We start from the raw sequence: 19,568 nt of genomic DNA on the forward strand, positions 1-19,568 counted from the left end.
GGGGGCGGCCCCAGCGCCGGGGCCCCCCCGGGGGGGGGGGCCCCCCCCCCGCCCCCCCCCCCCCCGGGGGGGGGGCCCCCCGCGCCGTTGTCGACTGCGGTCGGAGTCTCAGCCGACCGGGGCAGCCATGGTCAGCGACTTGATCAGAACTTGCTTCTTCGGGTGGCCGCCACCGGCCTGCTGGGCGAAGGCGCCGTCGTCGCCGGCCGCGCCGACCTGGGCGACCAGGTCCAGGCCGCTGGTGACGGTGCCGAGCACGGTGTACTGGGCGGGGAGCTGCGAGTCGCCGTACACGATGAAGAACTGGCTGCCGGTGCTGCCGGGCTGCCCCGAGTTGGCCATCGCGATCACCCCGGCCGGGTACGGCGGCCGCTTGTCCGTCGGCAGGTTCTCCTCGGCGAACCGGTAGGCCGGCCCGCCCGTGCCGTCGGTTTCCTTCCACTTGTCGCCGGTGACGCTCGGGTCGCCGCACTGGAGCACCTGGAGGCCCTGGGTGACCAGCCGGTGGCACTTGGTGTTGTCGAAGAACTTCTTCTCGGCGAGGTGCGTGAAGCTGGCGGCGGTGCAGGGCACGTTGGCGAGGTTGAGCTTGGCGGTGATCGGCCCGAGGTTGGTGTCGATCGTCATCACCTGGCTGCCGGTGTTCTTCACCGAGGTCGGCGGCAGCCCGACGTCCTTGGTCGCCGCGTTGCGCTGCTCGGCCGGGATGTCGGTCCAGGCGCAGGTGGCCGTGCCCGCCTGGGTCGAGCCGTCCTTGTCGTCACCGACACTCATCACCAGCCACACCGTACCCGCGACCACCAGCAGCAACGCTACTCCGGCGCCGATGCTGGCCTGCACTTGCCGGCGCTTGCGGGCGGCGGCGGCGCGCTCGGCCATCTCCCGTTCCAGCTTGGCCCGCGCCGCGGCGCGCTGCCGCTCTCTGGTGGACGTCACGGTGGCTCCTCCTGGACTATGTGCAGCGCGGCCGGGTCCGCGGCTGTGCTGGTCTCTGCGGTTCTCAGGACTGTCCGGCAACCGTCGGGCTGGCCGACGGCACCGTCGGCGTCAGGGTCGCCGCCGACGGCACGGCCGTCGGGTCGGCCGACGCCGGCTCACCAACGGTGAGGCTCTGGATCACCACGTCGGTCTTCGGCTTGATTTTGACGCCAGAACCATTGTCCACGGTTTCCATGGCGCCGATCTTTTTGATCACGTCGAGTCCGCTGGTCACCCGGCCGACGATCGGGTAGCTGGGCTGGGTCGGGCTGAAGTCCTTGAAGAAGATCAGGAACTGGCTGCCGTTGGCGCCCGGCGGGTTGCCGATCATGGCGACAGTGCCCACCGGGTAGAGCGGCGCGGCCGGAGTGGTCGCCGCCGGGCTGGCCGACGGGCTGGCGCTGGCCGACGGGTCGGCGGACGGGCTGGCGCTGGCGGACGGGCTCGCCGCCGGGGCGTCCGGGGTGTTCTCGCTGAAGAACGTGTAGGTCGGGCCGCCCTGGCCGGTGCCGCTCGGGTCGCCGCAGCGCAGCGCCCCCTCGCTGGTCAGCTCGTGGCACTTGGTGTTGTCGAAGAACGACTTCCCGGCCAGGTGGGTGAAGCTGGCCGCCGCGCAGGGGGCGTTCGCCAGGTCCAGCTCGACGGTGACCGGAGCGCCCTGGTTCGTGGTGATCGTCATCGGCCGGGTGCCGGTGGTGGGCAGGTCCCGGGTGGGCGGGGTGCCGACGTCCTTGAGGTTCGTGTTCGCCTGGGCGTCCTGGCTGGTCCAGGCGCACGTCTCGGCGGCGGTGTCGTCGGCCGACTCGCGGTCGAAGCCGCCGAGCGCCCAGAACGAGCCCAGCACGATCAGCAGCAGCGCGAGGGCGGAGCCGATCCCGGCGCGGATCTGCCGCTTGCGCCGGACAGTGGCCGCCCGCCGGGCCATCTGCCGGTCGAGCTTCGCCCGCGCGAGTTTGCGCTGCCGGTCCCTGCTGGAAGCCACCCGAGCTCCCCTTTCCATGTGCCCTGGTCGTCGTCTCAACTCTGGTCGCCGCGCCGACGGTCGTCCTGGCCAACGGCACGATCCGCCGCCCCGGCGTCAAGTGCGCCACGCCACACGCCCGCCAGAGTGTACGGGTAACGGCTGGGAAAGTGTTGTACGAGGTCACTCCGAAACCATCGGAGATTATCACTGCGTCCCCAGATGCCTCCCGGGGCAGGTGTATACGGGCGGTCGGTCGCACGGACCGCCCGATATGGTGGGGTCGAGCCAACCGTCGGATGGGAGGAGCGGACGTGCTCGTCGCCGGCTTCCCCGCGGACGCATTCGGCACCAACTGCTACGTGGTGGCCACCGCGCCCGGGGAACAGTGTGTCGTCGTCGACCCCGGTATCGGGGTGCTGGACCGGCTCGACGATCTGCTGGCCGAGCATCGACTGCGGCCGGCCGCCGTGCTGCTCACCCACGGCCATCTCGACCACACCTTCTCGGTCGCGCCGGTCTGCGGCGCCCGGGGCATCCCGGCGTACGTGCACCCGGGCGACCGCGAGCTGCTCGCCGACCCGGCCAAGGGGCTCTCGATGGACCTGACCCGGCTCTTCGGCGGGCGGCTGCCGTACACCGAGCCGGAGGACGTGGCCGAACTGACCGACGGGGCGACCCTGGCACTGGCCGGGCTGGAGATCACCGTCGACCACGCACCGGGCCATACCGGCGGGTCGGTGCTGTTCCGGCTGCCGGGCACGGGCCCGGCCGTCCGGTCCGACCTGCCCCTTCCACCCGGTGTGGACTGGGCGGCGGAGCAGATCTGCCTGGCGGGCGACGTGCTCTTCGCCGGGTCGATCGGCCGCACCGACCTGCCGGGTGGCAGCTCGTCGACGATGGTACGCAGCCTGCGGGAGAAGATCCTCCCGCTCGCCGACGACACCGTCGTGCTGCCCGGCCACGGCCCCGCGACCAGCATCGGCCGCGAGCGGGCCAGCAACCCGTACCTGATCGAGGTCGCCGACCTCGACGGGCCGCGGGTCGGGCCCACCCGGGGCTGGTAATCCCCGCTCGCGCGGCTGCGCGAGATTCGACAGGAGCATCATGAGCAAGCCAACACCGATCTCCGGCTTCCCGGAGTGGGCGCCGCCGCAGCGGATGATCGAGCAGTACGTGCTCGACCGGATCCGCCGCACCTTCGAGCTGTACGGCTTCGCGCCGCTGGAGACCCGCGCCGTCGAGCCGCTGGAGCAGCTCCTGCGCAAGGGTGAGACCTCCAAGGAGGTCTACCTGATCAGCCGCCTCCAGGAGGAGGGGCCGGCGAGCACCGGCGAGGGCACCCTGGGGCTGCACTTCGACCTGACCGTGCCGTTCGCCCGGTACGTGCTGGAGAACGCCGGCCGGCTCCAGTTCCCGTTCCGGCGCTACCAGATCCAGAAGGTCTGGCGGGGCGAGCGCCCGCAGGAGGGGCGCTACCGCGAGTTCCTCCAGGCCGACATCGACATCGTGGACCGGGACACGCTGCCGCCGCACCACGAGGCCGAGATCCCACTGGTGCTCGGTGACGCGCTCGGCGGCCTGCCGCTGGGCAACTCCGACGGCGGGCTGCCGATCCGGGTCCAGGTCAACAACCGCAAGATCCTCGAGGGTTTCTACCGGGGGCTCGGGCTGGCCGATCCGCTGGCGGCGCTGCGCGCGGTGGACCGGCTGGACCGGATCGGGCCGGACCGGGTGGCGGCGCTGCTGGCCGAGACCGCCGGGGCGACCGAGGCGCAGGCCAAGGCGTGCCTGGCGCTGACCGAGATCGCCACCCCGGATCCGTCCTTCGCCGACGCGGTGCGCGGGCTCGGGGTGACCGACCCGCTGCTGGACGAGGGGCTGACCGAACTGGTCGCGGTGATGGAGAACGCGGTGGCGCACGCCCCCGGGCTCTGCGTCGCCGACCTGCGCATCGCCCGGGGTCTGGACTACTACACGGGTACGGTCTACGAGACCCAGCTGCGCGGGTACGAGCGGTTCGGGTCGGTCAGCTCCGGCGGCCGGTACGACAACCTGGCCAGCGACGCCAACGCCCGCTTCCCGGGGGTGGGCATCTCGATCGGGGTCACCCGGCTGCTCGGGCTGCTCTTCGGCGCGGAGGCGCTGACGATCTCCCGCAGCGTGCCGACCTGCGTGCTGGTGGCGCTGGCCGCAGAGGAGCGCCGGCCGGAGAGCAACCGGATCGCCGACGCGCTGCGCCGCCGGGGCATCCCGACCGAGGTGTCGCCGTCGGCGGCGAAGTTCGGCAAGCAGATCCGGTACGCCGAGCGGCGCGGCATCCCGTACGTCTGGTTCCCGGGTGCGGACGGGACCGACGACGAGGTGAAGGACATCCGCTCCGGTGACCAGGTGGCGGCGGCGCCGGAGGTCTGGCAGCCGCCGGCGGCGGACCTCTGGCCGACGGTGGGCTGATCTTGCATCACCGGGGGTGACGGCCGTAACCTACGCTAACGTAACTTACGCCAGCGTAGGGAGAGCCCGTGACCGTCACCCCCACCGCACCGCTGCGCCAGACCGCTCTGTTGATCGAGTTGGAGCCGGTCGTCGCGGCCAATCTCGACCGGCACCTCCGGGTCGCCAAGGAGTGGTTTCCGCACGAGTACGTGCCGTGGGGCGAGGGACGGACCTTCGACGGGATCCTCGACGGCGAGGCGTGGACGCCCGAGGACAGCATCGTCCCCGAGGTGGCCCGGACCGCGCTGGTGGTCAACCTGCTGACCGAGGACAACCTGCCGTCGTACCACCACCAGATCGCGACCCTCTTCGGCCGGGACGGCGCCTGGGGGACCTGGGTGCACCGGTGGACCGCCGAGGAGGGACGGCACGGCACGGCGATCCGCGACTACCTGACCGTGACCCGGGCGGTCGACCCGGTGGCGCTGGAGCGGGCCCGGATGACCCACATGTCCGCCGGCTACGACAACCCGCACGACGACGAGGTACTGCACTCGCTGGCGTACGTCTCGTTCCAGGAACTCGCCACCCGGATCTCGCACCGCAACACCGGCCGGGTCACCGGCGACCCGCGCTGCGAGCAGTTGCTCGCCCGGATCGCCGCCGACGAGAACCTGCACATGGTCTTCTACCGCAACCTGCTCGGCGCCGCCTTCGAACTGGCGCCGAGCCAGGCGATGCGGGCGGTCGCCGACGTGGTGGCCGACTTCCAGATGCCCGGCAGCGGCATCGAGGGCTTCGCCCGCAAGTCGGTGGCGATGGCCCTGGCCGGCATCTACGACCTGCGCCAGCACCGCGACGACGTACTCCTGCCGGTGCTTCGGCAGTGGGACGTCTGGAACGTGACGGGCCTGGACGCCGACGGCGAGGCCGCCCGCGAAGAGTTGGCGGCGCAGCTCGACGGGCTGGACCGGGCGGCGGCCCGCTTCGAGGAGAAGCGGGACGCCCGGCTGGCCCGGCTGGCCAGGGCCTGACACACCAACACCGGGGGAGGGGGCGGCCCGGTCCCGGGAGCATCCGTCCCGGGACCGGGCCGGGTGCTCAGATCCGGTTCACGGCGGTGTAACCGGCGAACCAGCCGGCGTGGTCGCCGTCGCCGAGCCGGACGTGTGCCACCCCGTTGACCACTGTCCGGCGGTCCAGGTTGATCGGATCGTTCAACTGGTAGTCGCTGACCACCGAGGACATCGAGTCGCCCGAGGTGATGGTGTAGAGGGTCAGCGGTGCCTGCGCCACCGTCGCCGGGCGCAGGATCCGGTAGCCCATCGGAGCGGCCTCGCCGGTCATGTACGAGTGCTGCCGCAGCTCCTCCAGGTAGTAGCCGGCCAGCGAGCCGGCGGTGATCTCGTACCAGATCCCCTCCTGGCGGAGGATCTTCAGCCGGGCGGCGGACGGCGCGCTGCTGCGCCGGCTCAGGGTGATCGTCTTGCTCGCGGTCACCGCACCGGCGCTGTCGAACCGGTAGCCGGTGTGCTGGCCGGGCTGGAAGGTGACCGGGCCGGCGACGCCGTGCGGCGGGAAGTCGGTGTAGTAGAGCTCGGCGATCTGCGCGAAGATCGTGTCGCCGGTGATCGCGTAGCAGCAGATGTGCTGGGTCATGTGGATGGTGTGGTAGGTGTTGGCGTCCGAGCCGTGCCGCAGGCAGTACTTGCTGCGCCAGTGCCGGTTCCGGATGTCGGCGTAGACGTCGCGCATGGTGGTCAGCGCGCCCTGCAACAGCACCTTCGCCCGCTCGTCCCCGGTCAGCACGAAGAAGTCCCAGAGGCCGAAGAGCGAGAAGTTGTGCCCGTTGTAGGTGAGGTCGCCGGAGATCCGCTGCGGGTGCGCGTACTCCTCCAGCCAGAGCCGGCCGTCCACCACGTAGACGCCCCAGGGCCGGCCCGCGACCGGCGTGACCAGGTAGGAGGCGAAGGCGCCGTTGAGGGCGGCCAGCCAGATGCCGGCCCCGGTGAGCTTGTAGAGCCGGCAGAAGAGGCTGAGCGCCTGCCCCTGGGCCATCATCGAATACCACGGTGGGGCGTAGCGCTCGTTGGTGCCGTGCAGGACGAACTCGAACGGGTACGGGAAGAACCACCCGCCGCCGTGCTCCACCCGCCGGTCGACCAGACGCTGGGCCTGCTTCTTCGCCCGTTCCAGGTATTCGGCGTTGCCGGTGATCCGGTGCGCCTCGATCAGCGCCAGCCCGTACTGCGCCTGGGCCACCGGGTGGTCGTACATCTGTCCATTGCGGATGGACATCCGGACCCCGGTCGAGTCGTGCGGCTCGGTGTCCTCCAGCGGCACCGCGAGCCGCAGGTAGTACGGCCGGATCTCGTCGGGGAGGTCGCGGATCTCGAACGGGTGGTACTGGAAGTCGAACGGCACTCCGGGCACGGAACTCGACGAGGAGAGCGACGCGACGCCGGCGGTGGACTCGGTGGAGGGGGCGAGCCGCCGGGCGTCCGCGGCGGAGAGTCGGGGCACGTCCCAGAGGGCCTCGGGATTCAGCGGTGGCGAGATCTCCCGCGCCGGGTCGATGAGCGGGCCGGGTGAACCCAGGAAGGCCGCCCCCGGGCGGAGCCGTTCCTTGCCGGGTGCCGGCGGCTGCCCGCCCGGCACCCCGACCGGTCGGGCCCAGGCCGGATCGCCGAGCAGGGCGGCGCCGCCGACCGCCAGCCCGGCGCCGAGGACGCCCCGACGTGACCACCGCCCAGATCGGGGGTTCTCCGCTCTTGGAATGCGATCGCTCATATCCACTCCGCTCGAAATGTGCACCCGACTGGGTCACCTGTCTAGCAGACCGGGGCAAGAGCGGTCGGGCCGAAAAACGCGATCTCCTTTCTGGACCGCCCGACGGGGGTCGTCCCCCGCCCCAGGTGGGCGAACCCGACGACGGTCGATCGGTCCACCGGGGGCCGGGGCGACGGCTCACTCCGTGCGCAGACCGGCCGGGCGGAGCAGCCGCCACAGGGCGGGCAGGCTGAGCGCGGTCACCAGCAGGACGACGGCCCCGGCGAGCCCGGACATGCTGGCGATGCTGGGCCAGTCGAGGCGTACGGGCTGGCCGACCAGGACCAGCAGGATGCTGCCGAGCGCCGTACCGAGCCCGATCGCCAGGGCGAGCCCGAGCAGCACCGGTACGGCGGTCTGCCAGAGCACCGAGGTGCTCAGGGTGCTGCGCCGGGTGCCGAACGCCACCAGTACGGCCAGCGCGCGCCGCCGTTCCCGCAACTGCTCCAGGATGCCGACCAGCAGGCTGGCCCCGAGCAGCAGCAGCGTGGCCACCACCCCGACGTAGAGTCCGCGGCGGAGCTGGGCGAACCGGCCGACCTCCTCGGTGGCCCGCAGCGTCTGCACCTGCGCCGCCGGCCCGAACCCGGCCGCCGCGTTGCGGACCAGTTCGATGGTGTCGGGCCGGCCCAGGTCCATGCTGAGGTAGACCCTGGCGCCGAGCCCGCGCAGCGTGCCCGGGTCGAGTGCGCCGGGGGTGACGAGCAGGCCGGTGAACTGGTTGCCGGCCGGGTCGGTCCGGCCGGGTACGGTCCGCAGACCGGTCGGGACGGTCCACCGGGTGGTCGTCGCCGGGTCACGGAAGCCGATCTCCAACTCCCGGCCGGGTGTCGGGATGTTCGCCTCCTCCAGCGGCCGTTCGTCGACGATCCGGAAGACGTCACCGTCCACGCAGCGCCCCGGGTCGGCGAGTTCGCGCAGCGCCGCGCAGTCCGCGATCCGCAGCAGGGTCGCCGGCCGCTCGCCGTACTCGTCGGGCGCCCAACCGACCGGCGACACGGTGGTGTCGAGGACGCTGACCGCCGCGTCGACCCCGGGTATGGTCCGGAACCGCTCGGCCAGCGAGTCGGGGTCGACCCCGGCGGAGCCGTCCTGGATCACCACCATCGTCTGGGCCCGGCTGACGTCGTGGCCGGTGGCCCGGACGTATTCGTGCTGAACCCCGGCGAAGAGCATCTGCAGGGCGATCCCGCCGGCCACCGCGACCGCGACACCGCTCACCATCCGGGCCGAGGACTCGCTGTCGAGTTGCAGCCGGCGGATGGCGAGCTGCCACGAGACGCTGCCGCCGCGCAGCCGGCCGACCACGGACTCGACCAGCCAGGGCAGCAGCGCGGCGACCCCGATCAGCAGCAGGGCGACTCCGGTGATCACCTGGACCTGGTTGACCGGGCCACCGGTCTGGTCGATCCCGCCGTGCAGCGGGGCGAGCAGCGCGGCACCGACGATCGGCACGGTCAGCCGCCACCAGAGCCGGCGTCGGCGACTGGCGGACCGGCGTACCACGCCGAGCGGTTCGACGACGATCCGGCGCAGCGCGAGTTGAGCGACCGCGACGGCGACGGCCGGCACCGCCAGTACGATCAGGACGGCCAGCGCCGGGCTCGGCCGGACGTCCCCGGCGAAGACGCTGATCCCCTCCAGGGTGACCTGTTCGACGAGTTGCCGGCCGAGCAGGAAGAAGACCGCACCGGCCAGCAGCCCGAAGAGCGCGCCGACCAGCGCCTCCCCGGCCGCGACCCGGCGGGTCGTCACCGCGTCCGCGCCGACCAGCCGGAGCGCGGCGAGTCGCCGGTCCCGGGCCTCGCCGCCGAAGCGTACGGCGGCGGCGATGAAGACCGCGATCGGCAGCAGCAGCACCACGAAGATGATCAGGACGAGCAGCATCAGCACGGGGTCGAGCCCCTCGCTGCTCGACTCGGAACCGAAGTGGTCGATCCGCATCGTGGCGCCGCCCGGCCGGAGCTGGTCGGTGCCGAGGTAGTAGGCGTACTCGTTGGGCCCGGAGAGACCCCGGTCGGCGATGGTGCCGACGACGGGGTGGTCCAGCCGGGGCCGGAGCAGTGCCCCGTCGGGCGAGTCGAGCAGCCGGGCCAGTGCGGGGGAGACGACCAGCTCGCCGGGGCCGGGGAGCCGGGCCAGCCCCGGGGGGACCGGCGGATGCGCGCCGTCGGGCTGGAGCAGGCGGCCCCGGATCACCTGGTCCCGGTAGACGGTGTCGGCCGCCGTGACGAGCAGGGTCCGGTCGCCGGGTGCCGGCTGCGCGGAGCCGAAGAACTGGTCGTCGCGGGCGGCGTTCCGCTCCGACCGCCCGTCGAGCATGGTGGAGACGGAGGTGCTGGTCAGCAGCAGGGCCACCCCGAGGCCCACCCCGACGGCGGTCATCAGGGTGCGCAGCAGCCCGTTGCGGCCACCGGCGAAGACCAGCCGGGCGCCGAGGGCGAGGTCCGCCGCCCACCCGGTGGCGCGGTGCCGGCTCATCGGTCCGCCAGCACGGTTTCACGGGTACGCCCGTCGCGCACCACGACCTCCCGGTCGGCGTACGCGGCGACCCGTGGCTCGTGCGTGACCAGTACGACGGCGGCGCCGGCCTCCCGGGCCGCCCCGGTGAGCAGCCGCATCACCTGCTCGCCGTTGAGCGAGTCCAGCGCACCGGTCGGCTCGTCGGCGAAGACGACCCGGGGCGCGCTGACCAGGGCCCGGGCCACCGCGACCCGCTGCCCCTGCCCGCCGGAGACCTCGCCGGGACGCTGTCCGGCCACGTCGGTGACCTCCAGCCGGTCCAGCCACTGCGCCGCCCGGCGCTCGGCCTCGCGGCGGCGTACCCCGGCCAGCCGCAGCGGCAGCGCGACGTTCTCCAGGCAGCTCAGTTCGGGCACCAGTTGGCCGAACTGGAACACGAAGCCGAACTCGGTGCGGCGCAGCGCGCTGCGCTCGGCATCCGACATGGCGGAGAGTTCCCGGTCGCGGTAGCGCACCGCACCGGCGTCCGGCCGGACGATCCCGGCCAGGCAGTGCAGCAGGGTGGACTTGCCGGAGCCGGAGGGACCCATCACGGCCACCACCTCGCCGGCCCGGATCGCCAGGCTGGCCCCGTCCAGCGCCGGGGTCGTCCCGTACGTCTTGTGCAGCGCGACCGCGGCGAGCAGCGGCTGTTCCTCGGCGGTCATGCCGGCACCTCGGATCCGGTCGGGTCGCCGTCCCGCTGCGCCGAACCGGAGCGTGCGGCGGGCGGGTCGGCGGAGAGGGTGGCGGCGAGCTGGTCGAGGCGGGCGGCGGTCAGCTCCAGCCACCGCAGGTCGGCCTCCAGGTGGAAGAGCGCGAAGTCGCAGATGAGCTGGTCGGCGAGGTCGCCGTCGGCCTTGCGCCGGGTGAGGGTACGCATCAGCCGCAGGTGCTCGGCACGCTGCACGTCCAGGATGTCGGCGGCGTCCCGGCCGGTGAGCAGCCCGAGCACGACCTTGGCGTAGAGGGTGTTCTGTAGGTAGGTGTCGGGTTTCTCCGGTCGGGCCAGCCAGTGCTGCACGTCCGTGACCCCGGCCGCGGTGATGGCGTAGCGCTTGCGCTCCGGGCCGGCGCCGGGCTCCACTCCGTCGACGGTGACCAGACCGCTTTTCAGCAGCCGGGCCAGCGTCGAGTAGACCTGCCCGTAGTGCAGCGGGCGGCCCTGGCCGAAGCGTTCGTCGTAGACCCGTTTCAGCTCGTAGCCGTGCCGTGGGCTGGCCTCCAGGAGGCCCAGGAAAGTCTGTCCGATCGACATGCGGGGGACTCTACACCACGGGTATACACCGGATGTATAGCCGGGGTGCGTACCGTCTGCGTGACTCCGATGATCGATTTGCGTTGTGAGGGTTCGTTAACACGACAGACATCGATGCACTCAGATTCATGAAATCCAGCATTCCTACGGTTCGTGGCACTACGCAGCAGTCCTGCGGCGAAAGGGGAGAGGCGGATGCCACGAGGCGTGCGGAACCGGCTGGTCATGCTGGTCGCGGCGGCGGTGTTGCTGGGCGCGGGCGGATGTGCCGCAGATCCGACGACGGCGTCGGGTGCTGGCAGTGGAAGCACCATCAAGGTCGGCATCCTGCACTCGTTGAGCGGCACCATGGCGATCAGCGAGGTGACCGTACGGGATGCCGAACTGCTCGCCATCGAAGAGATCAACGCCGCCGGTGGGTTGCTCGGCAAGAAGCTCGAACCCGTCGTCGAGGACGGTGCCTCGGACTGGCCCACCTTCGCCGAGAAGGCGCAGAAGCTGATCTCCGCAGACCGGGTCGCCACCGTCTTCGGCGGCTGGACCTCGGCCAGCCGCAAGGCGATGCTGCCGGTCTTCGAGCGCAACAAGGCGCTGCTCTGGTATCCGGTCCAGTACGAGGGGCTGGAGAGTTCGCCGTACATCTTCTACACCGGGGCGACCACCAACCAGCAGATCGTGCCCGGCCTGGACTACCTCAGGGAGCAGGGCAAGAAGACCGTCTTCCTGGTCGGCAGCGACTACGTCTTCCCGCGTACCGCAAACAAGATCATCAAGGCGTACGCGGCGGCGAACGGGATGACCGTGCTCGGCGAGGAGTACACGCCGCTCGGGCACACCGAATACAGCACCGTGGTGAACAAGCTCCAGCAGGCCAAGCCGGACGCGGTCTTCAACACCCTGAACGGGGACAGCAACGTCGCCTTCTTCAAGCAACTGCGCAGCAGCGGCATCACCGCCGAGGCGATGCCGACCGTCTCGGTCAGCGTCGCCGAGGAGGAGGTCGTCGGCATCGGCCCGGAGAACGTCGCCGGACACCTGGTGGCCTGGAACTACTACCAGACCACGGCCGGGGCCCGGAACGAGACCTTCGTACGGGCGTTCAAGGCCAAGTACGGCGCCGCCAAGGTCACCTCCGACCCGATGGAGGCCGGCTACAACGCCGTCCACCTCTGGGCCGAGGCCGTCAAGAAGGCCGGCAGCGTGCAGGTCGAGGCGGTGAAGAAGGCGTCCGCCGGGATCACCCTGGAAACCCCCGAGGGGACCGTCACCATCGACGGCGAGAACCAGCACGTCTTCAAGACCGCCCGGATCGGGCTGGTCCAGCCGGACGGCCAGATCAGGGAGGTCTGGAACTCCGGTAAGCCGATCAAGCCCGACCCCTACCTGAAGGGGTACCCCTGGGCCGCCGGCCTCTCCTGAACACCGGACAGATCCTGCGACTGACGGCTGCGAACCGGGACGGAGGCGCCGGCGCCATGGCGACACTCAACCAACTGGTGATCGGGGCGAGCATCGGAGCGGTGCTGCTCCTGATCGCCCTCGGTCTGACCTTCACGTTCGGCCAGATGGGCGTGATCAACATGGCCCACGGCGAGTTCATCATGGCCGGCGCCTACACCGCGTACCTGCTGCAACCGCTGGTCGGTACCCAGTCGGTGCTGGTCGCCCTGCCGCTGGCGTTCGCCGTCGCCGGGGTGCTGGGGCTGATCCTGGAACGGCTGGCGATCCGGCACTTCTACGGCAGACCGCTGGACACCCTGCTGCTCACCTGGGGGATCAGCCTCGTCCTGCAACAGGTCGCCCGGGACATCTTCGGCGCGCCGAACGTGCAGGTACGCGCACCGGGCTGGCTCACCGGCGGCCTCGACCTCGGCGGCGTACGCCTGCCGTACAACCGGGTCTTCATCATGGTGCTCGCGGTCGGCTGCGTGCTGGCGATCTGGCTCTACCTGACCCGGCTGCGGCACGGCCGGCGGATGCGCGCGGTGATGCAGAACCGGCAGCTCGCCGCGGTCAGCGGGGTGGCCACCGAACGGGTCGACCAGCTCACCTTCTTCATCGGCTCCGGCCTGGCCGGGGTCGCCGGGGTGGCGCTCACCCTGATCGGCCCGGTCGGGCCGACCCTGGGCACCAACTACATCGTGGACGCGTTCCTGGTGGTCGTCGCCGGCGGCCTCGGACAACTCCGGGGCGCGGTCATCGCCGCCTTCGCCCTCGGCATCCTGAACAGTTTCGTCGAATTCTGGGTCGACAACGGGGCCAGTGTCGCCAAGGTGGTGGTGTTCGCCGTGATCATCGGGTTCCTCCAGCTCCGCCCGCAGGGGATGTTCGTCGTCCGCACCCGGGCACTGTCGTGACCGGGGCGGTGGCGGCCGCACCGGACCGGGCGGGCGGCCCGCTCCGGCGCCGGCTGACCGGCCCGGCGCTCTTCGTCGCGGTCGGCCTGCTGCTGGTGGTGGTCGCTCCGGCGGTACTGTCGCCGTTCCGGCTGGACCTGCTCGGCAAGTACCTCTGCTACGCCATCGTGGCGGTCGGGATCGGCCTGGCCTGGGGCCGGGGCGGGATGCTCACCCTCGGCCAGGGCGTCTTCTTCGGCCTCGGCGGCTACGCCATGGGCATGCACCTGAAACTGCGCGAGGCCGGTCCCGGCGGGCTGCCGGACTTCATGGTCTGGAGCGGGGTGGAGAGCCTCCCCGCGCTCTGGCGGCCCTTCGCCAACCCCGCCTTCGCGCTCGCCATGGTGGTGCTGCTGCCGGTCACCGTCGCGGTGCTGCTCGGCCTGCTGGTGTTCCGGCAGCGGGTCCGGGGCGCCTACTTCGCCGTGCTCTCCCAGGCACTGGCCGCCGCGTTCGTGATCCTGCTGGTCGGCCAGCAGGGGTTGACCGGTGGCACGAACGGGCTGACCAACTTCCAGATGTTCTACGGCCTGGACCTCTACCAGCCGGGCGACAAGCGGATCCTCTACCTGGTCGTGGTGGGTGTGCTCGGTGCGATGTTCCTGCTCGCCTGGCAGCTGAGCCGCAGCCGCTTCGGGCAGCTGCTCCTCGCCGTGCGGGACGGCGAGGACCGGGTGCGCTTCCTCGGCTACGAGCCGGCGGTGGTGAAGACCATCGCGTTCGCCGTCTCCGCCGGGATGGCCGGGATCGCCGGTGCGCTCTTCGTGCCGATGGTCGGCCTGCTCAGCCCGGCCAACCTGGGCATCGTCGCCTCGCTCGAGCTGCTGATCGGGGTGGCGATCGGCGGCCGGTTCTCGCTGGCCGGCGCGGTCGGCGGGGCCCTGCTGGTCAACTACGCCAAGACCGTCTTCAGCGAGGAGTCGGCGGACAACTGGATCTACCTCCAGGGCGCGATGTTCGTGGTGGTGATGCTCTGGGCGCCGCGCGGGCTCGCCGGGCTCGCCGCCGACCTGCGGGCCGCCGTCCGGCACCAGCGCCGCCGCCCGCCCCGGGCCGTCGCGGCTCCGGTCCCCTCGGGTACGCCGGCAGCCAACGGCCTCGGCCCCGTCGACTCCGTCGACCCCGTCGACCCCGTCGACTCCGTCGTCCCGGTCGCACAGGTCGAGCGCTCCCCGGCCGGGGTACCGGTGGTGGCCGCCAACCGGGCGGAGGAGCCGGCATGACCGAGCTGCTGCGGGTACGCGGGCTCAACGTCCTCTTCGCCGGCTTCCGGGCGGTCACCGATCTCGACTTCACGGTCGGCGCCGGCGAGCTGCGTTTCCTGATCGGGCCGAACGGGGCCGGCAAGACCACCCTGATCGACGTGATCACCGGGCTGACCAGACCCGCCTCCGGCTCGGTCCGCTTCGCCGGTACGGAGCTGCTGGGGCGGCGGGAGCACCAGATCGTCCGGCTCGGCATCGGCCGTACCTTCCAGACGTCGGTGGTCTTCGAGCAGTTGACCGTGCTGGAGAACCTGGATCTGGCCGCGACGTTCCGGCGCCCGCTCGGCACCCTGCTGCGGCGTCGCCGGGGCGTCGCCGACCAGGTGGCGGCGGCGCTGGAGACCACCGGGCTGGCCGGGTTGGCAGACCGGCCGGCCGGGGTGCTCTCGCACGGGCAGCGGCAGTGGCTGGAGATCGGCATGCTGCTCGCCCAGCGGCCCAGCCTGCTGCTGCTGGACGAGCCGGTGGCCGGGATGAGCCGGGACGAGCGGGCCCGGACCGGCGAACTGCTCCGGCAGGTGGCGAAGGAGCACACGGTGATCGTGGTGGAACACGACATGGACTTCCTGCGCCGGTTCGCCAGCACGGTGACCGTGCTGCACGAGGGCCGGCTGCTCTGCGAGGGGACGGTGGCGCAGGTGCAGGCCGATCCCCGGGTGCAGGAGGTGTATCTCGGCCGGACCCGCAAGGAGAGCGCCGAGCTGGTCAAGGGGGCGTCGTGATGCTGAGCGTGCAGGGCCTGGACGTGGCGTACGGCCGGGCGCAGGTGCTCTTCGGGGTGGACCTGGTGGCGCCGGCCGGCTCCCTGGTCTGCGTGATGGGGCGCAACGGGGTCGGCAAGACGACCCTGCTCAAGGCGATCATGGGTGTACTGCCGGTCCGGGCCGGCCGGGTGCACTTCGCCGGGGAGGAGATCACCGGGCTGAGGACCCACGACCGGGTACGCCGGGGACTCGGTTACGTACCGCCCGGCCACGAGACCTTCCCGCAGCTCACGGTCGCGGAGAACCTCCAGGTGGCGGCGGAGGCGGCCGGTCAGGCCAGCCGGGGGGCGGTGGACGAGGCCCTCGACCTGTTCCCGGCGCTGCGGGGGCTGTGGGGGCGCCGGGCCGGCTTCCTCTCCGGCGGGCAGCAGCAGCAACTCGCCATCGCCCGTGCGCTGGTCAGCCGACCGAAGATGCTGCTGCTGGACGAGCCGACCGAGGGCATCCAGCCGTCGATCATCCTGGAGATCGAGGAGGCGATCCAGCGGCTGCACAACGAACTCGGGCTCGCCATCCTGCTCGTCGAGCAGTACCTGGACCTGGCACTGCGGCTCGCCGACCGGTTCGTGATCCTGGACGCCGGTGAGGTGGTCCGGTCCGGCGACCGGACCGACCTGCGCGATCCGTCGGTGCATTCGCTGCTCTCGGTCTAGGCGGCGCGGGCGGACCATCAGGATCGTCCGTCGTCCGGACCTGCCGCCCGTGTCCGGCATGCCACCCGTGTCGGGCATGCCGCTCCTTTCGCGGGCTCCGGACCGACCTGCCGACCGGACTAAGATGCTGTAAATGATCGTCGATGCGCTGGCGTCGCCCGGTCACTTCTCAGCCCCTTCTTCCGGTCGACTCGCCATCCGATCGCGCTGACGTGGATCTGGCGCCGGCCGAGCCGCCACGAGAGATCGCCACGATCGTGTTTCCCTCTTCTCCGGCCGTCGCCCAGGCCGACGGGCGGCATCCCGGGACGGCGTGCCGCCGATGACCGACGGGACAGCCCGGGGCAGCCCGCAGCGGTCCGTCCGGCCCAGCGCCGCCGAACCGGCCCCGACCGGTCCGCCACCCTGGACCGGGGTACCGCTCTGGAGTTGGGGCGCCGCCGGCCGGCGACCTCGACCGCTGCCGGCGCGCCCCGGGCCGTACCAGCCGGTGCCGGCCTGGGTCACCGCGCTGGTCGGCTTCACCGACGACCGGACCGGACGCCCCCGCGCCCTGGTCACCAGCTACGCCGGGGCCCGGGTGGTGCTCGACCTGGCCGACGGTGCGCTCGTCGGCGCGGTGGACGAACGGGCCCACGCGCGATCGTCCGCGACCGCCCGGATCGACGGCGAGCAGTTGGTCGTCTCGGCTGCCGGGGCCGGCTACCTCCAGGTGAGCGACCTCGACACCGGCCGGACCCGCTGGCGGCAGTGGTGCGGCGACGTGCGCTCGCTGGCGACCGTCGCGCTGGCCGGCCGCCCGTTCGCGGTGCTGACCGGCGGATCGCCGCACCTGGAGATCTGGTCGCTCGGCGCCGACCGGGGCGCCCGACTGCGCACGCTGCGGACCGGTGCCGACCGGATCAGCGTTCTCGCCGCGACCGAGGCGGGCGAGGGCGCCGTGCTGGCGGTCGGCACCAGCACCGGTCGGGTGTCGCTGTGGCGGCTGGAGTCGACCTCGGCCGGCGACGGCGTCCGGGTCGAGCCGCTCGGCGCGTACGGCTTCGAGGTCGCCGGGCTGGTGACCGTGCTGGCCTTCGCGGAGCTGTCCGGCCGGCCGATCCTGCTCGGCGCCGCCGGCCGGGTGGCCCAGGGCTGGGACCTGCGCGCCGGTGGACCGCTCGGACCGGCGTTCACCGGGCACACCGGCCAGGTCAACTCCGTACTCGCCGGCCGGCTCGGCGGGCGTGCGGTGCTGTGGAGCGGCGACGACGTGACCGTACGCGCCTGGTTGCCGGAGACCGGCCGGCAACTCGGCGAGGCGTTCCGCTACCCGTACGAGGCGGCGCCGACCCGGACGATCGGGGCCGAGATCGCCGGCCGGCCGATGCTGGTCACCGGGGACGGTGCGGGCCTGGTCTGGGTCTGGGATCCGCAGCGGCCGTACCCGTTCCGCCGCGACCTGCCGTCCACCGACCGGGGGGACGGGTCGGCGGACCCTCCGGATGTCTCCGGGCCCCGCCTCGCGGCCGGCTGGTCGGCGGCCCGGCCGGTAGTGCTCGCGGCGGTGCCCGGGCACCCGGTCCGGGGATTCACGCCGACGACCGGGGTCGAGGTCGAGCTGCCGCTCGGCGGGACCCCGGCGGGTGCGACGCCGGTACCCGGCGACCACCCGCTGCTGGCCCGGGCCGGACCTGACCACCTGCGGCTCTGGGATCCGGGCACCGGGGAGCGGATCGCCGCACTGCCGGTCGGCCGGAACCGCCCGGGTCGCCCCGGGGCGGAGTCGGCGGTGGCCGTCTCGGGGGCGGCCGACGAGTCCACGCCGGTGGGGCCGCTCGCCGTGGCGCTGCTGGACGGCCGTCGGCTGCTGCTGGTCGCCGACGGGGCCGCGCTGTTCCGGGTCGACGTCGCGACGGGCCGGCTGGACGGGCCGGTCACCGGGCACTCCGGCCGGATCCGGGGCGTGGCGGTCGGCGAGCTGGCCGGGGTACCGGTCGGGTTGACCGCCGCCGAGGACGACACCGTACGACTCTGGGAACTCGACGCGCCGGGGTCGGCCGGGTGGACGGTGCTGGACGGTCACGGCGGTGCCGCGTACGCCGTGGCGGCCGCGACGGTGCACGGACGCGGCCTGGTCTTCGGAGCCGGCCGGAACGGGCAGGTCCGCTGCGCCGACGTCACCGAGCTGGTCCGGTCGATCCGGGCCAGCCGCCTCGGCGACGCCGGGGCAGACGTCGACGGCGAGCCCGAAGGCCCGGCCCTGCCGCTCCTCGACGAGCTGCCGCCGGAGCCCGTCGTCGTGCTGACGGCCACCCGGCCGGTACGCTCGCTGGCCGTCGTCCGGGCCGACCGGACCAGCTGGCTGGTGGCGGCGGACGGGAGCGTGCTGCGGTGGCAGCCCGTCGGCGAGCCGGGGCGACCGGGTCAGACCATCGAGATGGCCGCACCGGTGACCGACCTCGTCGCGCTCTCCGGGGTGCTGGTGGTGGCGACCGCGGACGGACTCGTCGGTTACCGTCCTCCGCCGGACCGCGCCGGTTAGCCCGGTCGGTCGGCTGCTACCAGCGGAATCCGGCGCCGTACGAGATCTCGGCCAGCACCCGCTGCCCGGACGCGTTCGGGTGGAAGTAGTCCCAGCCGGACAACTGGCCGAGCGTGAACGGATAGTTGAACACCGCGTTGCCGTCGAAGACGCAGTTCGACCCGTACGCGGCGCAGGCTCCGGCGAGCTGGCTGTTGTAGTCGACCACCCGTTGCCGTACCCGGTTGCGCCGGTCCACGTCGGCCTGGGCGTTGGAGGTCGGGCTGGCCAGCATCGACTGACAGATGCCGAAGAGCGACCACGCGGTACGGGCGGCGGCGCTGCCCCGGCCGACCGACCAGAGTCGCTGGATGTCCGGCACGCTGATCACGAACACCCGGGCGTTCGGCAGCCCGGACCGCAGTCGGCCCAGCGCGGCGTCGATGTTGCTCCGGAAGGTCCCCACCGGGGTCATGCTCGACTCGGAGCTGGTGCAGGCGTCGTTCGCGCCGATCAGCATCGTCACGTAGTCGACGCCCTGCGAGACGGCGGTGTCGGCCTGGCCGGCCATGTCCGCGGACTTGGCACCGGAGCGTCCGTCGTTGTGGTTGCGGCCGCCGATCGCCGGGTTCACCGCCCGGATCCGCAGGTAGTGGCTCTGCACTCCCGAGTCGTCACCGGTGCTGAAGGAGCGGGACGGGCAGTCGACGTACCACCCGCAGGCGTTGAAGCCCCGGGTGATCGAGTCACCCAGGCTGGCCATCGAGGCGGGCGGTGGGCCGGGGTCGGCCTGTGCCGGGCCGGCGACGAGCCCGACCGAGCCGACGAGCACGACGGTGGCGAGGAGTGTGGACAGAAGGGTGCCGGTACGGCGGGGAGCGGACATGGCGGCCTCCGGATCGCGGTTGCCTGAGCCAGCTGGGGTGGGCGAATCATATAGAGCAGCCTGAGTCTCCACAACGGAGGTGACCATAAGGCGAACGCCCCGTTGCAGGCGATATGTTAGGCATCTTGTTCATGATC

Annotated in this window: 16 protein-coding genes; 9 read left to right on the top strand and 7 right to left on the bottom strand. The window is 72.3% G+C overall.

Features of this window, described 5'->3' with window-relative positions; all coding sequences use genetic code 11:
* Positions 1–108: 108 nt before the first annotated feature.
* Both V1634_RS25255 and V1634_RS25260 read right to left on the bottom strand, forming a co-directional pair.
* Complete coding sequence (locus V1634_RS25255) at positions 109–936, bottom strand: peptidylprolyl isomerase (protein WP_331210377.1); 828 nt, start codon at positions 934–936, stop codon at positions 109–111.
* Positions 937–1,000: 64 nt separating this feature from the next.
* The gene (locus V1634_RS25260; RefSeq protein ID WP_331210378.1) at positions 1,001–1,960 is read right to left on the bottom strand and encodes a peptidylprolyl isomerase; all 960 of its coding nucleotides are present in this window, start codon (positions 1,958–1,960) and stop codon (positions 1,001–1,003) included.
* Between the two features lie 293 nt (positions 1,961–2,253).
* Between V1634_RS25260 and V1634_RS25265 the strand changes: the two genes are divergently transcribed.
* From V1634_RS25265 to V1634_RS25275, 3 genes are all read left to right on the top strand, one after another.
* Positions 2,254–3,006: an MBL fold metallo-hydrolase gene (locus V1634_RS25265; RefSeq protein WP_331210379.1), complete on the top strand. Its 753-nt coding sequence runs from the start codon at positions 2,254–2,256 to the stop codon at positions 3,004–3,006.
* A gap of 40 nt (positions 3,007–3,046) precedes the next feature.
* Positions 3,047–4,393, top strand: coding sequence for a histidine--tRNA ligase (hisS, locus tag V1634_RS25270; protein ID WP_331210380.1), 1,347 nt, complete (start codon positions 3,047–3,049; stop codon positions 4,391–4,393).
* A gap of 68 nt (positions 4,394–4,461) precedes the next feature.
* Complete coding sequence (locus tag V1634_RS25275) at positions 4,462–5,409, top strand: acyl-ACP desaturase (RefSeq protein ID WP_331210381.1); 948 nt, start codon at positions 4,462–4,464, stop codon at positions 5,407–5,409.
* Positions 5,410–5,476: 67 nt separating this feature from the next.
* Here the strand turns inward: V1634_RS25275 and V1634_RS25280 are convergent, their stop codons facing one another.
* The 4 genes from V1634_RS25280 to V1634_RS25295 form a co-directional block, all read right to left on the bottom strand.
* Positions 5,477–7,165, bottom strand: coding sequence for a D-glucuronyl C5-epimerase family protein (locus tag V1634_RS25280; protein ID WP_331210382.1), 1,689 nt, complete (start codon positions 7,163–7,165; stop codon positions 5,477–5,479).
* Between the two features lie 177 nt (positions 7,166–7,342).
* Positions 7,343–9,685 carry an ABC transporter permease gene (locus tag V1634_RS25285; protein ID WP_331210383.1) on the bottom strand — a complete coding sequence of 781 codons (2,343 nt, stop codon included), beginning with the start codon at positions 9,683–9,685 and terminating at the stop codon, positions 7,343–7,345.
* Positions 9,682–10,374, bottom strand: a complete 693-nt coding sequence (locus tag V1634_RS25290) for an ABC transporter ATP-binding protein (protein WP_331210384.1) — start codon at positions 10,372–10,374, stop codon at positions 9,682–9,684. Before V1634_RS25290 ends, V1634_RS25285 begins: the two co-directional genes overlap by 4 nt.
* Positions 10,371–10,964 carry a PadR family transcriptional regulator gene (locus tag V1634_RS25295; protein WP_331210385.1) on the bottom strand — a complete coding sequence of 198 codons (594 nt, stop codon included), beginning with the start codon at positions 10,962–10,964 and terminating at the stop codon, positions 10,371–10,373. Before V1634_RS25295 ends, V1634_RS25290 begins: the two co-directional genes overlap by 4 nt.
* Positions 10,965–11,159: 195 nt before the next feature.
* Between V1634_RS25295 and urtA the strand changes: the two genes are divergently transcribed.
* From urtA to V1634_RS25325, 6 genes are all read left to right on the top strand, one after another.
* Positions 11,160–12,383 carry an urea ABC transporter substrate-binding protein gene (gene urtA, locus V1634_RS25300; protein ID WP_331210386.1) on the top strand — a complete coding sequence of 408 codons (1,224 nt, stop codon included), beginning with the start codon at positions 11,160–11,162 and terminating at the stop codon, positions 12,381–12,383.
* Between the two features lie 56 nt (positions 12,384–12,439).
* Positions 12,440–13,321 carry an urea ABC transporter permease subunit UrtB gene (gene urtB / locus V1634_RS25305; RefSeq protein ID WP_331210387.1) on the top strand — a complete coding sequence of 294 codons (882 nt, stop codon included), beginning with the start codon at positions 12,440–12,442 and terminating at the stop codon, positions 13,319–13,321.
* Positions 13,318–14,583 carry an urea ABC transporter permease subunit UrtC gene (gene urtC, locus V1634_RS25310; RefSeq protein ID WP_331210388.1) on the top strand — a complete coding sequence of 422 codons (1,266 nt, stop codon included), beginning with the start codon at positions 13,318–13,320 and terminating at the stop codon, positions 14,581–14,583. Before urtB ends, urtC begins: the two co-directional genes overlap by 4 nt.
* Entirely contained in the window at positions 14,580–15,347 is a 768-nt protein-coding gene (gene urtD / locus V1634_RS25315) for an urea ABC transporter ATP-binding protein UrtD (protein WP_331210389.1), read from the top strand. The genes urtC and urtD overlap by 4 nt, the downstream gene beginning before the upstream one ends.
* Positions 15,347–16,042: an urea ABC transporter ATP-binding subunit UrtE gene (gene urtE, locus V1634_RS25320; protein ID WP_331210390.1), complete on the top strand. Its 696-nt coding sequence runs from the start codon at positions 15,347–15,349 to the stop codon at positions 16,040–16,042. Before urtD ends, urtE begins: the two co-directional genes overlap by 1 nt.
* Positions 16,043–16,364: 322 nt before the next feature.
* Positions 16,365–18,566 carry a WD40 repeat domain-containing protein gene (locus V1634_RS25325; protein ID WP_331210391.1) on the top strand — a complete coding sequence of 734 codons (2,202 nt, stop codon included), beginning with the start codon at positions 16,365–16,367 and terminating at the stop codon, positions 18,564–18,566.
* Positions 18,567–18,582: 16 nt separating this feature from the next.
* On the opposite strand, the gene V1634_RS25330 is transcribed toward V1634_RS25325, so the two are convergent.
* Positions 18,583–19,431: a GDSL-type esterase/lipase family protein gene (locus V1634_RS25330; protein WP_331210392.1), complete on the bottom strand. Its 849-nt coding sequence runs from the start codon at positions 19,429–19,431 to the stop codon at positions 18,583–18,585.
* Positions 19,432–19,568: the final 137 nt, after the last annotated feature.

The sequence above is a fragment of the Plantactinospora veratri genome, assembly GCF_036421995.1.
GTDB lineage: Bacteria > Actinomycetota > Actinomycetes > Mycobacteriales > Micromonosporaceae > Plantactinospora > Plantactinospora veratri.

Bases quoted from the DNA above. Each gene is read 5' to 3' on its own strand.
- hisS (WP_331210380.1), top strand. From the start codon at position 3,047: ATGAGCAAGCCAACACCGATCTCCGGCTTCCCGGAGTGGGCGCCGCCG.
- V1634_RS25280 (WP_331210382.1), bottom strand. From the start codon at position 7,165: ATGAGCGATCGCATTCCAAGAGCGGAGAACCCCCGATCTGGGCGGTGG.
- V1634_RS25285 (WP_331210383.1), bottom strand. From the start codon at position 9,685: ATGAGCCGGCACCGCGCCACCGGGTGGGCGGCGGACCTCGCCCTCGGC.
- V1634_RS25290 (WP_331210384.1), bottom strand. From the start codon at position 10,374: ATGACCGCCGAGGAACAGCCGCTGCTCGCCGCGGTCGCGCTGCACAAG.
- V1634_RS25295 (WP_331210385.1), bottom strand. From the start codon at position 10,964: ATGTCGATCGGACAGACTTTCCTGGGCCTCCTGGAGGCCAGCCCACGG.
- urtA (WP_331210386.1), top strand. From the start codon at position 11,160: ATGCCACGAGGCGTGCGGAACCGGCTGGTCATGCTGGTCGCGGCGGCG.
- urtB (WP_331210387.1), top strand. From the start codon at position 12,440: ATGGCGACACTCAACCAACTGGTGATCGGGGCGAGCATCGGAGCGGTG.
- urtD (WP_331210389.1), top strand. From the start codon at position 14,580: ATGACCGAGCTGCTGCGGGTACGCGGGCTCAACGTCCTCTTCGCCGGC.
- urtE (WP_331210390.1), top strand. From the start codon at position 15,347: ATGCTGAGCGTGCAGGGCCTGGACGTGGCGTACGGCCGGGCGCAGGTG.
- V1634_RS25325 (WP_331210391.1), top strand. From the start codon at position 16,365: ATGACCGACGGGACAGCCCGGGGCAGCCCGCAGCGGTCCGTCCGGCCC.
- V1634_RS25330 (WP_331210392.1), bottom strand. From the start codon at position 19,431: ATGTCCGCTCCCCGCCGTACCGGCACCCTTCTGTCCACACTCCTCGCC.